Source organism: Acidaminococcus hominis (assembly GCF_022484025.1).
GTDB lineage: Bacteria > Bacillota > Negativicutes > Acidaminococcales > Acidaminococcaceae > Acidaminococcus > Acidaminococcus hominis.
Genome location: NZ_JAKVMG010000001.1, coordinates 699287 through 714410 on the forward strand (window position 1 = coordinate 699287; position 15124 = coordinate 714410).

Here is a 15124-nt window from a genome sequence, read left to right on the forward strand (position 1 = left end):
TTTTATTTTAGACAATTTATAGGAAAAGTTCTTTGTGGATATAGATTATGGGTTATAGTAGCATGACTCCTATTTGTTGGTGCGGTCAGCGGGCTTCCTGGTGCTGGTGCGGGACCTGATGGGAAGGCGGAGATTGGGTTGGTGCGGACCACTACTAATATGGGTGCAACTGAAATGCTTGTTCGCGATGTTGGCATTTCTGTTCTCTTTGGGGTATATTTTCAAAAAAGCGACGGAGCGCTGACTATTTTTGAAAACATACCCCGCAGAAACGGTGTACCACAAGCTGTAATCAGGCTAGTACGTCAAGAATGGCTGGAGGTACTTTGGGTGCGTCTGCGCTGCCCTCCTGTCGTATTCTCGCGCCACAGAACCCCGTCTCTTGGAATCTTGGTTGGCGGGGCATCTTGTCGCTCGGACACTACGGAGAGGCAGTTACGTTGCTCAAGTTTGTTTTGTGTGTACTCGCCCCGCCGAAGCGGCGGGGGCGCAAGGGCACCTTCCGCCACTCCGCTTTCCAAGGAACTGTAGAGGTCCCACCAGACTCGCGAAGAACGCGGCGTGGCGACTTCCTCGTTGGTGATTCGCTGCGCTCATCACGGGGTTTCATCCATAAAAATGGATGAAACCAGCAACGAGGCAGAAACCTGAATGCAGAAATACTTCCGTTGCTCGCAAAAGGTGAGTTCTAAAAGTTTGGTAGTGCAGGCCCCATCCGTCTTCCTGCGTCAGCCACCTTCCCCGCCTTGGATTGCTGTTGGGCGGAGAAGGCAAGCGGCCGGCGGCCGCAAAACGTGGATAAACTTCTATCGTCGCCTATGGCGACACTTCCTACAGTGGTTCGCTGCTAGCCAGTCATTTTCGCTTTTCAGGCTCAATTCCTGGGCAGCTATCACATGGCTCGCGTATACCAAACAGCTTTTGGAATACTTGTAGCGCTGTTTGGACGCGAACGCAACGCTTGCAGGAAGCGTTCTATAACCATTACTGGTCAATTGTTAATCGTAACGATAGCTTTACCACTACATTCACTATCAAAAACCACCTACAGTATCGGCCAGCACGTTCTCTGCCCTCCCCGCCTTCAGGAAGGGGAGGGACGGGCCACACCAAGAATCCAAGGCCCTGGGTGGGGAATCTCCTTCTGCGGCGCTGGCGCCGCAAAGCAGAAGAGGTCCTGACCCCAAATAAGGTCAGGACCTCTTCTGCCATATATTCCATCTTGATTCCTCAACAGCTTGAAGCCCTGCTTTTCGGGCTTCAAGCTGTTGGAAGTACTCCATTTACCATTACACCAGAATGAACGCCTCTTTCTGCCTGTCGGCAAGCACAGCTACATGCGGCGCGTGATGGTTACCCCATATGTAAAGCCCTGTTTCACGCCGTTCCACCCGGTGACTCTCACATCTGCCCCCCCAAGGGTTCTCTTTGGTAACTTTGCTTTGCCAACCCAGCTCCAGGAATTCGCTGGATCCTTTCATGCTGGCGTCGGGGGTGGTGTAGTCTCTATATCTTGCCGTTGCTTTGCCGTCAAATTCGTAATCCCAGCCTAAACCGGCATAGAAGGTGGTGGTGTCTTCATCTAGATGTTTGGTCCACCGGAAGCCCAAGCGGGTCCAGTAGGAATCTACGCTGCCGAGTTCGTAATCAGCGCTGCCAATACTGCTATGCAGGGTGACGCTGTCGCCGCCCAAATGGGAATAGAAGAATTTGCTGTAGAGGTTATAGTCGTTGCTGTCCTGGCGGTAGATTTTGCCCAGGCCGGCGTGGGCGGCAATGTAGCCTGCGCCGGAGTTATAGGTGGTGCGATAGCCGGCAATGCGGCCGGCGTAGTCGCCGTTGAGGCGGCCGGCCCGGATCAGGCCTTCGTAGTGGACGCCGTTGTCCAGGTCTCTGCGGAGGAGGATGCCGGCGCCGACGTACCGTTGGCTGCCGTCGCCCCGGGTGCCGTTCTTGAAGCTAGTGTAATTGCCGGTACCATATTCTACAAAAGGCATGATGGTGTCGGCAGAATTTTTGTTGAAGACTCGCTTTACAAAACCCAGTTCACCATTAAAGCCGTTGGTATCCACGGTGGAGCTGCTGTTGTACCGCAGGTTGTGGCCACCCAGCATGACGTAGGGGGTGAACTTGGCTTCTACGTCCCGGTCTTCCCGGGCTGCCATTTCTTCTTGGCTCAAAGGCACGCTGCCATTCTTAGCGTCTGCGGCATCAAGGGGCATATTGGCTGCCATGGCGGTATTCTGTCTGACGCTCATGCCGGCAGGACTGGAAATATAGGGACTGGCGGTCATGCCCATGGCCGCATGGTCGTCTTCCCGAAGCCGGGCTGCTTCGTGGCTTTCGGCCCAGGCGGTGAGGGCTGCCTGGAGGCCGTCGGTGACGGCGGCATCGGAACCATTGGCTACTGTGCTGGCAGCATTGGCTTGGCCGTCAGCGATCACCTCTGTATCCGGATGCAGAATGGGCTGGCTGTCGATGGGCACATACAGGACAATGGTGTTGGCATCCTGCTTTTTGATGTAAGCCCGACGCTGGAGGAAGGCTGCATCGGTGACGATGTCCTTGCCGTCCATCATATCGTAACTGGTACCGGTAGTATTAATCTCATTATTGCCATCGTGGATCAGGTTGATGACTTCGCCCGGGTTCAGCTGGGTGGTATCCTCCACGCTGGCGTTAATGGCTGCACCGTGAACATCGGCGGTGCCCGTAACCTCCAGCATGGTCTCCCCGGCTTTCGTTCCTTCAGGAACGTAGAAATTCAGGGTCTGGAAGTAGCCCAAATTCTCTACGGTGTTGTCCTTGGTGTAGAGATTCAGGGTGTTGCCGGTGCTTTCGGTGGTGCTGTAGCCGCCATAGAGACTCATCATGTGTCCCAGGAGGCCGCCCTTGATGGTGACGGTGTTGTCATCGGCTGCGCCGGCAGAGGCATAGCCGCCGGCAATCAGGTTGCTGCCGCTGGCTTCCTGGGTACCGATGGTACCGCCGGTAATGGTGAGGGTGTTGCCGGTAGCGTCGCCTTGGACGGCCATACCGGCAACAACTTCCATACCTACTTCCCCGCCGGACACGGTAACCTGGTTTTGGGTGACGGTGCTGGCGGAACTGTCGTCCCAGCCACCAAGGACGAGCATGGCCGTGCCGCCGCTTAACGCAGCCTTATTCTCTGCGATGGTTCCGCTGCTTGCCCGGCCGCCGGCCAGGTACATTACCGTACCTCCGGTCTGCTCTGCCGTATTGCCTGTTACGTTTTCTCCGCCTTGCCCGCCGCTGGCATAGCCAAGATTCCCGCCAGAAACCAGGACTTTATTCCCGCTAACTTTCCCGGCAGGGAGGTCAAGCGTTTTTCCCTCCGTGTCCGTAGTGGCAAGTTCACTGGTAAAGCCGCCGGCTGCGGTATTCAGGGTACCGCCTTTGATGGTAACGGTGTTGCCGGTGACATCCCCGACAGTGGCTGCAGCCGTTGCCGGAACAGACGCCGAGCCTACGGGCAGGGCCCCGGTGGCGCCGCCATAAACAAGGGCAAGGGTCCCGTCTTCTACCGTTACCTGGTTGTTCACAGCGGTGCCCACAAGGGCTCTGCCGCCAACCAGTTCACCGGAAGTGGCGCCGCCAAGATTGCCGCTCTTAACGGTTACAATATTATCTGAAGCGCTGCCGGTGGCCGTAAAGCCGCCATAGGCACTGCCCACAACGGTGGCGCCTTCAGTCTCAAACGTGTTTCCAGTCGCATCGCCGCTGCCGCTGTAGCCGCCGTAGGCATTAATGCTTACTGTGCCTTTGTTCAGGCTAAGGGTGTTTTTTGCAGCGTTGCCGCTTTGTGCAACACCGCCATAGATATTCTGAACTGCGGCACCCTGGGTGCCATCAAAGGAAACGGTATTATTGACTGCATTGCCGCCCTTGCCCGAGTCGTCGGCAGCTGCATAGCCGCCCATAATATCAAGGAAACTACTATTCCCCGCTGCGGTAACCGTGTTGCCGCCTTCATAGGAGACTCCGTCATAGGTGAAGGTCTCTTCCTGGCCAGCATTGCCGCCTACGGAATACCCGCCGAGTACAGCTACTTCTGTCTGTCCTGCCAGGCTGTTATAGGTGACGGAATTGCCTACCACGTCTGCGCCTGTGGAGCGACCGCCATAGGCTTCAGGTACACTGGCGGTGCCAGTTACCGTTACCTGGTTTCCTGCAGCGCCTACCTTACCTTCGGAAGCAAAGGTACTCCCACCTTCAACATACCAGGAAACGGTAGAAGTTCCGTCTACTGTAACGCTATTTCCTACGGCACTGCCAAGGGCAGTCACGCCGCCTTGAACGGCCGTTTCCACAGTGCTGTCAGTAACGACCACTTCATTTTTTACGGAATTTCCTTTTTGACCGATATTGGCGCCTTGGACTCCTGCTGCCTCGCTACTGGTGACGGTTACCGTATTATGGGAAGCATCGCCATACCGCTGATAAGCAGAAGCCAGATAGCCTGTCTTACCGCCGTTTCGAACAATTAATTCATTATACTCCGCAGTTCCTGTCACATCATAGCTGCGGTCAGCAGCCCGGGCGCCGGATCCGTTTAAATTGGTACTGTCTATTATAACAGTGTTATGGTACAGCTTTCCAGAACCAGCATTGATTGCCCCATTAATAAGAACCGGATCCGTCTTGCTGATTGACAGGGAGGAGCCAGTAACAGTAACCTGGTTATAGCTGGCATCACCGGAGCCATCGATGATAAATGCGCCATCTAAGCCTTTTACTTTTGTCGTAACGTTCGTAAGCTCAACTTTATTATAGGCTGCACTTCCACCCGTAGTTTGCGCCCCACGCAGATACGCAGCTTCTGTGCTGTCCTCCTGGGTAATTCCCGAAACCGAAAGGGTATTGTGATCCGTATTTCCTGAGCTTGAGCTGCCAGCAGACAAGGTTTGTATAATTTTTCCTCCGGTCAGGTTCACGTTATTTCCTGAAGCCTCATTGGTATTGCTGGAACCGCCGAAGCCCTGATACAGGGATCCTCCTGAGATATTCAGCGTATTGCCTGTAGCCTTCCCTTGATCGGCATAGCCGCCGTAGGCCAGTGCTACCTCAGCCGTACCGCTGATGGTGAGCGTATTGTTCACCGCATTGTCCGTTCCCGAGGCCTGGCCCCCGTAGGCACTCCCACTACCGGAAGACATCGTAACCGACTTCTCTGTTACATCCGCAGCCCAAACCGGCTGGATACCAACTCCCATGCCCAGAATGCTGCAAAGAACCAACGCTGTCAAAACTCGATTTCTTTGTCCGCTGCAACTTTCATTCTGATGACTCTGTTTCCCCATACTAAGCGCCAATGTCCCCTAAGACATTGGCTTTCCCCCCCTTTCACTAGGCGGCTAAAGGTTTCCCAGAAACCTTTACATACATGGATAACACTGTTATGATGTTTCTTTATTTTCAACAATTTTATTACAACCTTGTTCTTTTATAATGTCCAAGAAAAGAATGATTATAGACAAAAAATAAATTGCATGAAACTGTTAATGTAAAGAAAGATACATCATACAAGCAGTTGTGTTGTGGGGTGGTTGGGGGTATGAAGTATAGGTGTGAGGGGCAGAGGCTGCATGGAGATTCCCCTATTGGCACCTGCTGGGGCTAGTGCGTACCGTAAGGTAGTCCAACTACAGAAAAATTGGTACTGGGTTTTTGGTCGACGTTCTCAACGGGTGTAGTGCGGGTATCCTACTTTTGAACCCCATTCGCCGGCGAGTTCGCCGGCACCTTCCCCTTTTCCAGTGCACGCCAAGCAGTGCACTGGTAAGGCGAAGGCAATAATTAAACTTTCTCCGTCAGTCACGCAGTGACTGACACCTCTTTAGTGGTTCGCGGCTAGCTGCGCAGCTGCGTCCTATGGACTTGCTTTGCAGGCCGCTATCACATGGGTCGTGTATACCAAACAGCTTTTAGAATACTTGTAGCGCTGTTTGGACACGACCGCAATGCTTGAAAGAGGCTTCCAAACCACTACTGGCCAAGTAAAATCTAAAATATAGTGCTGATAAGAAACTGAACCGTGGTGTTTATGCATGCTTCCTGCAAACGTGTAGGAAGTGGCGCCGCAAGGCGTCGATAGAGGTTTGGTTCTTGCATATGCGGTGCTAGCGCCGTGAAAAGGCTGGTTAAACTTCCTCCGTCAGCCTTTGGCTGACACCTACCACAGCGGTTCGCCGTATTCCATTCGCCATCGCCTTACAGGCTTGGCTCCTGGACGGCTGTCGCATGGCTCACATTAGCCAAGAGCCTTTTGGCTCTTGGCTAATGTGAACGCAACGCTTGTGGTAGGCTTCCAAACCACTACTGGTCAATTGTTAATCGTTACGATAGCTTTACCACTACATTCACTATCAAAAACACCTACAGAACCGGCCAGCACGTCCTCTGCCCTCCCCGCCTATGAGGAAGGGGAGGGACGGGCCACACCAAGTATTCAAGGGCCCTGGGTGGGGAAGGCTCCTTCTGCGGCGCTGGCGCCGCAATAAAATGGCTGGAGGCAATCCATCACGGATTGTCTCCAGCCATTTCGTATATTCTATCTTGATTCCTCAACAGCTTGAAGTCTGTTTTTTAGGCTTCAAGCTGTTGGACGTTCTCCCCTTGTACTATTTCTCTATTTCCTACTTTTACCTTAGAACTTATACTTCAGTGCAAATGTGAACGCATTGCTCTTCACGCTGCTGCCTTTCTGGTACTGGTAGCCGATGCCGTAGGTCATGCGGCCGTGTTCGGCTTCCAGGCCCAATCTGCCGTAGAAGCTGCCGTCGTCGGCGACTTCATACCCGAAGGTATCGGCAGCGCCGTTCAGGCTGACTCTGTCGTTGCCGTCTCTGTCGCCGAAGGTCCACAGGTAGCCTACTTCAGCCACAGGTTTCAGGGTCCAGCTACCGGTCTTTACGGTGTTGGTGTACCGTACGCCCAAGGGTGCCAGCCACAGGTTGGAGGCGTCGCTGTCGTGGTGGATGCCCAGGCTGTCGGTGTAGTCGCCGTAGTCCAGGTGTGCGTAGCGGATGCCTACGTACGGGGTCAGGCTGCCGCCGGCTACGTCAAAGTGCTGCTCTGCCCGGACGCCGGCGCTGAAGGCGTTGGAATCCACGGAGCCGGTGACTTCTTTGCCGCTGCCGTTGAGGGTGAGGTCGTTCTTGCCGCGCAGCCAGGAGATGTCTCCCAAGTAGGAGGTGCGGCCCTGCTCCACTCTGCCGTACAGGCTGGCACCGTAGTATTTGGCTTCGTTCTTCACGCTGGTGCCCAGGGTGTTGCCGTCGATGTCGCCATCGATGTAGGTCAGGGCTGCACCGGCGGTTACGCCGTTCTTGCTGTACAGGTCGGCGCCGGCTACGATACCGTTATACTGGCTGTCGTAGTTTGCTCCGCCCATGGCGTCCAAGGACAGGCCGTCGATGTCTTCTTTGTCGTGGATGTAGTGGGCCCAAACGTCCTTATCTTCGTCGTGGTTTGCCAGATGGTTCATCACGGCGTTGTCAAACAGGTTGTTTGCTGCATACAGGCTATGCTGCACGCCGCCCAGTTCGCTCATTGCGTTGACGCTGTTCATAGCGGCTGCCTGGCCAGCGGTGGTGGGGTTAATCTGGTCGTTGGCGGCTGCGTTAAAGTAGTCTGCTGCTGCGCCGGTGCCGGCGATGGCTGCATTCACTACATTCGGAGCATTCAGGGCATTGCCGTAGACGTTTTTAGCGTCCTGGTTTTCTGTGGTAACAGAGAACTTGCTGGCACTGTTGTCATCTGCGCCCACAAATTTCAGCAGCTTGTTGTGGGCCAGTACCTGTCCGGCGCCGGCTCCAGCTGCGGCGTAGGCGTTGTTGCCGCTTTGGACGTTGCCGCCGCTGAGGATATTGGCGGAAAAGTTCAACCCAAGGAAAGACGCATTTTTAACAGCTGCCCAGCATAACGAAAAGCAGGCAGCCACCAAACGGGATTAAGGAGGTCTGCCTGCTTTTCACAAAGTGGGAATTATGATCATGCTCCCAGGGGGAGCCAACCATCGGTATGAACGTGCTCAGGGTGGTTGGGTGGTTAACCCATACGCTCTTGTTGAAGCTCTAGTATCATCATAACAGCAATAAAAGTGGTTTTCAATTATACGAAAGTATACACTTTTATCTTTTTATCAGTTTTTATGCGTTTTTTCTTGCTTTTTATGCGATAAAGGAAAATAAAATATGCCGGGAATGGGACTTGCGGACAAGGCAGTGTTTGGGCTGTCAGAAGCGATTAGAACGGGTTCTGGGGTTGCTGGTCCAGGTATTAGCCTGGAAAAGCTGGAAAATTGCTTTGTTAACACTTTAGTGTGTTGTATTTCATTTTATTCATGTTATAATAAAGATACAAGCAATGAATTTCTAGGAACCGATTTCACAAGGTATAGGTAATTCATTATTGACGGACATGCGTTTTTCACTTGTGGACGGAGGACGAGAAATCCACGGCTTTAGCAGAGCTTCTCCCCCATGGAGTTCTGCGGCGATAACCTATCCCCCGCAGGTATGTTCCCTCCCCTTGGAACGAATCCTGCCTCCTTTCCCGTTTTGTTTTTGAAAAAGACAGCCTGTGTTGCCACCCCCATTGGCACACAGGCTGTCTTTTTTGGTTGTGGGGGGAGATGCAGTACGGTCAGCGAACTTCCTGGTGCTGGTGCAGGGAATCCTCGCGAATTTTTAATAACAGTACGGTCGGCAGGGTCTAGCACTGGTGCCGGGGTTTGAGAAGCAACTACAGAAAAATTGCCCAAGGGCAATTTTTAGCTGGAGAAAACTCTGTACCGGATTTTTGGTCGACGTTCTCAACGGGTGTGGTGCAGGCAGCCTACTTTTGAACCCCATCCCGGCTGCGTTTTACTCTTGGGCGCAGCCACCCTTCCCCTTCTCCAGTGCACGCCAAGCAGTGCACTGGTAAGTGGAAGGCAGACGCGGCGCCGGCGCCGCGAAAAGCTTTGATAAACTTCTATCGTCGCCTATGGCGACACTTCCTACACGCTTGCAGGAAGCGTTCTATAGCCACTACTGGTCAATTGTTAATCGTTACGATAGCTTTACCACTACATTCGCTATCAAAAACATCTACAGTCCCGGCCAGCACTACCCCATGCCCTCCCCGCCTATGAGGAAGGGGAGGGACAGGCCACACCAAGAATCCAAGGCCCTGGGTGGGGAAGGCTCCTTCTGCGGCGCTGGCGCCGCCATATATTCTGAAAAAGCACCGCACAGTTTCGTAGAAACTGTAGTACGTCGTCCTTTTTCTTCAGCACTACCTGTCAGCCCCCATCCAATCCCCCGATTTCACACAAAAAAGCATTCCGCCAAAAGTTCTATACTTCTGGCGGAATGCTTTTTTTACCTTATTTCACATTTACATACGTCTTGTAATCGTTACACCATATGTGAAGCCTTGTTTCACTCCGTTCCACCCGGTGACTCTCACATCGGCACCCCAGGGGTTCTCTTTCGTAACTTTGCTCTGCCAACCTAATTCCAGGAATTCGCTGGATCCTTTCATGCTGGCGTCGGGGGTGGTGTAGTCTCTATACCGGGCGGTGGCTTTGCCGTCAAATTCGTAATCCCAACCTAAGCCGGCGTAGAAGGTGGTGGTGTCTTCATCCAGATGTTTGGTCCACCGGAAGCCCAAGCGGGTCCAATAGGAATTGACGCTGTCCAGTTCGTAATCGGCGCTGCCTAAGCTGCTGTGCAGGGTGACGCTGTCGCCGCCCAGATGGGAATAGAAGAATTTGCCGTACAGGTTGTAGTCGTTGCTGTCCTGGCGGTAAATCTTGCCCAGGCCGGCGTGAGCGGCGATGTAGCCTGCTCCGGAGTTATAGGTGGTGCGGTAGCCGGCAATGCGGCCGGCATAGTCGCCGTTAAGGCGGCCGGCCCGCACCAGGCCTTCGTAGTGGACGCCGTTTTCCTGGTCTCTGCGAAGGAGGATGCCGGCGCCTACATACCGCTGGCTGCCGTCGCCCCGGGTACCGTTTTTGTAGATGGTGTAGTTGCCGGTACCGTATTCTACAAAGGGCATGATGGTGTCGGCGTAGTCTTTCTTGAAGATTCTCCGGACAAAACCCAGTTCGCCGTTGAAACCATTGGTATCCACGGTAGAACTGCTGTTGTAGCGCAGGTTGTGACCACCCAGCATGACGTAGGGGGTAAACTTGGCTTCTACATCCCGTTCTTCTCTAGCTGCGATTTCTTCTGCGCTGAGGGTTACGTTGGCGTTTTTGGCGTCTGCGGCGTCAAGGGGTGAAGCGGCCACCATGGAAGTGCTTTGTCTGATGCTCATACCTGCCGGGCTGGAAATGTAGGGGCTGCCCATCATATCCATGGCGGCATGGTCGTCTTCCCGAAGCCGAGCGGCTTCGTGGCTTTCGGCCCAGGCGGTCAGGGCTGCCTGGAGACCGTCGGTGACGGCGGCATCGGAGCCATTGGCTACCGTGCTAGCAGCATTGGCTTGGCCGTCAGCGATCACCTCTGTATCCGGGTGCAGAATGGGCTGGCTGTCGATGGGCACATACAGGACAATGGTGTTGGCGTCCTGGGGCTTAATGTAAGCCCGACGCTGGAGGAAGGCGGCGTCGGTAACGATGTCCTTGCCGTCCATCATGGCGTAGCTGGTGTCCTTGGTGTTGATTTCGCTATTTCCGTCGTGGATCAGGTTGATGACTTCGCCCGGGTTCAGCTGGGTGGTATCCTCCACCCCGGCGTTAATGGCTGCGCCGTGAACGTCGGCGGTGCCCGTAACCTCCAGCATGGTATCCCCAGCCTTGGCGTTTGCTGGCACGTAGAAGTTCAGGGTCTGGAAATAGCCCAGATTTTCTACCGTGTTGTCCTTGGTGTAGAGATTCAGCGTATTGCCGGTGCTTTCGGTGGTGCTGTAGCCGCCGTAGAGGCTCATCATGTGGCCCAGAGTACCGGCATAGACGTTGACGGTGTTGCTATCGGCTGCGCCGTTATCCGTATAGCCTGCGGCAATCAGGTTGCCGTTGGTAATGGGATTGCCGTCATCATCTACAGCCTCGGTGGTGCCGATGGTACCGCCAGAAATATTCAGGGTGTTGCCAGTAGTTTCACCACTTGGCGTTTTGCCGCCAATCAGGTTCTTTTGGATGGTACCGCCTTCCACCGTAACAGTATTGCCATAGGTATCACCAGGCATAGTCGTGTACGCACCAATGACATTATCAGCCGTTACGCCGCTGCCAAGGGTTACTTCGTTTTCAAACACATGGCTGCTCACGTCAGCCGAGCTTTCTTCTGTGCTTTTGGTTACATAACCGCCGTAGATATTTTCTGCGGTAACACTGCCGCCGCTAATATCCACCTTGTTCCAATAGGCACAGGGATCTCTGAGAACAGTTAGGCCCTCGTAAGTGTATTGTGATAGCCCGGAAGATTTGCCGCCAGCAATCGTAGAAGCACCGGAAATATTGGCCGTCGTAATGGTCAGCTGATTTTCAAGGGCAACATTGTCACTTTCGCCAGCATAAATGGTTTGTGCATCGGTTATAGAGGTTCCCGTAATCTCCAATTGGTTATTATGGGCCATAATGTTTCCTTTGCCGCCTATCAGAAGTGAAGCTTCTGGTGGAATTGGCTCGCCGTTCGTTTCTGTCTCATAGGTCAGAGAACCTCCCGAGATAGTAAGTTTGTTGTTTTCGGAAGTTTCATTAGCATAAGCATTAACAAGCATCTGCAAACCCGAGATTTTGGCATTGGTCAGGGTTGTAGAATTGTCGAGGGCATTTTCATTGGCATTATTCGCAACAAGCATAAGCATATTGCTTACTCTAGAATCGGAGATGGAAAACGTATTATTGGAAACCGTCCTGCCATAGGCTCCTATAAGAGTAGAGGAATTGCTGTTGGAAAAAGCCAAATCACTGCCTGTAATGGAAAATTTGTTATCACTGGTGGTTTCGTCGTTTTTGCTGCCATAGATTTGGCTAAGGCCTGTAATGGTGGAAGTATCAATAGATAATGCATTGTCCTTGGCATAGCTGTTATTTCCGCTAGCCACAGCTAATTCAAGGTTATCTCCAGTAATGGTTGCCTCTTTCAGGTTGACTTTGTTTCCGGAAACATTTCCATTATAGGCATAACCCCCATAAAGTTGTTCCAGATTTGTCAGCTCTGTGGCTTCTATATTCACTTCATTGTTTTTAGCTTCATAAAAGTCATCCTTACTATAACCATGGGAATAGCCGCCATAGATTGCCGCAACCTGGCTTTTATCCATTTGGGAAAGCGAAACTTTGTTATTGGAAACAGCGTCATGACCTGCATACCCGCCATACAAAGACGCATTTTCTGTAAGTGTGGATTTCTCCAGTTGTATGGAGTTCTTTTCAACGGTTCCCTCAAAATGGCTATAGCCGCCATACAAGGAATCAACACCTACTTCTGAATTGTTCTTAACAATGACGTTATTGTCCGATACATTCCCTTCAAAAGAGAGTCCGCCATATAAGGAGGTATCCCCGTACACCGAGGAATTGTCTAAGGTGACTGTATTCTGACTGACGTTTCCTTCTTCAGATTTGCCGCCAAAAATACCCCTCGCTTCAAGTTTCGTCCAGTTATAGTCTGGTGTCTCTGTTCCCAAAGCAGCGGTTGTATTGGTCAAGGTTACTGTATTAGTTGATGCATTTAAACCGCTGTAGCCTCCGTAGATGTTGGAGATTTCGGTCCCGATGGTACTGTCATTGATGGAAACGTGGTTATCAATGGCTTGTCCTCCATCAAAGTCATCTCCATCCGAAATATTGGTTGCTACCCCCGCCGGCAATCGTATGGGTGATTTGACGGAATTCGCTCCAATGGCTATAGGAATCCGACCGACTTACTGTAACTGGCAAAGAGGCCTCTTCATCCCCTACACTTGCGCTGTAAATCTGGACCTGATTCTGTATGGCATTTTCAAACGTGGCCTGGCCGCCAATTACTGTAGACCCAATGATAGGCTTTGTAGAACCATCTTTTTTGCCAATGGTCACGCTATTTTTTTCGGCAGAAATGGAACTGCCATTCCATTCAAACATGCCCTCTGAATATCCGCCCCAAATGTTGGCGACGCTTCCACTGATTACATCTACTGTATTAGAAACGGCACCGCCATGGCTCATGCCGCCAAATACGCCGTCAATACTGGAATCACCCTGGATTGTCACGTGGTTTTCAATGGCGCTGAAGCCCAAGTAAGCGGTTTCGAAATCACCGCCCTGTCTATTGGCATTGGCATAAGCAGAACCACCGATAACCATATGGCTAATACTATCCGTGATGGAAACCGTATTGTATTTTACATCCCCATTGGGGCAGAGATAGTTTGCTTCAGAAAAACCGCCAATAATCACGGCATCGTAACCATAGGAACCAGAAAAAGTTACAGCATTGGAATTGGCTTCTCCGAAGTAATTCATGCCGCCTACCATAATATCGTTTAGACCGATGTTTCTGGCTATTATGGTGTTATTTGCAGCCGTGCCCTGGGTAGCATAGCCGCCGTACACCTTACTATAAAAGTTGTCCTTTATTGTGGAAATGGTATTCTCCGTAATACCTTCTTTGCTATAGGTGCCGTCTGCTTCCTTTTGGGCAGTAGTCCCCAGATACACAGCATTTTTAACCACCGAAGCAGTTCCCGCGTCAAAATAGTACCTATGGATCCAAATAGATTGAGGATCGTCAGGTATTCCCTGGGCGCCGCCATAGACTGATACTTCACCAGCATTTTTAACTGCTGCAGCAGTCACCGTATTTCCAGAAATCGTAAATTGTTCCTTATCGTTATCGACCTGGGGTTCGCCTACTGTCTCAACAGTAGGCTCTTTTGTTGCTTTATAATCACTGAGAAAGCCACCAAAAAGGAAAACCTTACCGCCTTCCTGCCCAATAGCAGTATTGCCGGCAATGGTCAGACTGTTATTACTCACCGTCGTTGCTGCAGAATTCAGATTAGAAGCCACCACGCCGCCAAAGATATTGGAGCCGGGGCCAGAAGCTGGGATTGTTCCCCCGGAAATGGTCAGCGTATTGCCAGAGGCAGAAGTTTTGCTGCCAATACCGCCGTTATCCAGATTAATCGCAGTCGTTTGCACGCCGCTGGTTTTGGTTTCGACCTTTACTTCGTCCCCGCTGATGGTCTTCGTCTCTGCCCAAGCAGGTACTGCGTACAGACCCATCCCCAGAATACTGCTAAGCACCAATACCGTCAAAAGCTGTTTTCTTTGTCTAAAACTGTGTTGTTTTCTACCATTGTTATTCCCCATTTTTATGCCAGTGCCCCCTACGGCACCGACTTTCCCCCTTTCGCAAGGCAAGCAAAGGTTTTCCCGCAACCTTTGAGTTATAAGGTTTTTGTTATAATATTTATCACATCTTTCTACTTTATTATAGTCTTGTTCTTTTATAAAGTCTAAGGAAAGAATAGTTATAGACAGGAACTAAATTGCATGAAAGGATAAGTGTACAGAAAGGTACATGATACAAGGGAGTGTGTGGTAGAGCGTTAAAGAGTACAAAAAATTGTGTGGGTGGAGGGGATAGGCAAAACTGCTGTTGTGATTTCCCTATTGGCACCTGCTGGGGCCAGTTTCCCTAAGGGAAAGGTCTGTCCCCGCTGGGGCTAGTACAGTGAGAATGGTAACTCAACTACAGAAAATTTTGTACCCGGATTTTTGGTCGACATTCTCAACGGGTGTAGTGCAGACATTCTACTTTTGAACCCCATCCGCCGGCGAGTTCGCCGGCACCTTCCCCTTTTCCTGTTCGCATAGCGAACAGGTAAGTGGAAGGCAGTAATTAACTTCCTCCGTCAGCCTTTGGCTGACACCTACCACACGCTTGTGGTAGGCTTCCAGACCACCACTGGTCAATTGCTCATCGTTACGATAGCTTTACCACTACATTCACAATCAAAAACTCCTACAGAACCGGCCAGCACTACCCGATGCCCTCCCCGCCTAACAGGAAGGGGAGGGACGGGCCACACCAAGAATCCAAGGGCCCTGGGTGGGGAAGGTTCCTTCTGCGGCCAAGGGCTGCGGAAAAGCAACACTTTTTTATCAAACAGAATATATTTA

General features: G+C 51.9%; 4 protein-coding genes. All 4 read right to left on the bottom strand.

All coding sequences use genetic code 11. The features are described from left to right. Nucleotides 1-1289 precede the first annotated feature (1289 nt). The 4 genes from LKE88_RS02980 to LKE88_RS02995 all read right to left on the bottom strand — a co-directional run bounded on the left by LKE88_RS02980 (nt 1290) and on the right by LKE88_RS02995 (nt 14311). Nucleotides 1290-5267, bottom strand: coding sequence for a beta strand repeat-containing protein (locus LKE88_RS02980; protein WP_276802720.1), 3978 nt, complete (start codon nt 5265-5267; stop codon nt 1290-1292). A gap of 1400 nt (nt 5268-6667) precedes the next feature. Next, nucleotides 6668-7906 carry an autotransporter outer membrane beta-barrel domain-containing protein gene (locus tag LKE88_RS02985; RefSeq protein WP_158572343.1) on the bottom strand — a complete coding sequence of 413 codons (1239 nt, stop codon included), beginning with the start codon at nt 7904-7906 and terminating at the stop codon, nt 6668-6670. 1496 nt (nt 7907-9402) lie between these two features. Beyond that, entirely contained in the window at nt 9403-12828 is a 3426-nt protein-coding gene (locus LKE88_RS02990) for a hypothetical protein (RefSeq protein WP_276802721.1), read from the bottom strand. Further along, entirely contained in the window at nt 12788-14311 is a 1524-nt protein-coding gene (locus tag LKE88_RS02995; protein WP_276802723.1) for a hypothetical protein, read from the bottom strand. Before LKE88_RS02995 ends, LKE88_RS02990 begins: the two co-directional genes overlap by 41 nt. Nucleotides 14312-15124: the final 813 nt, after the last annotated feature.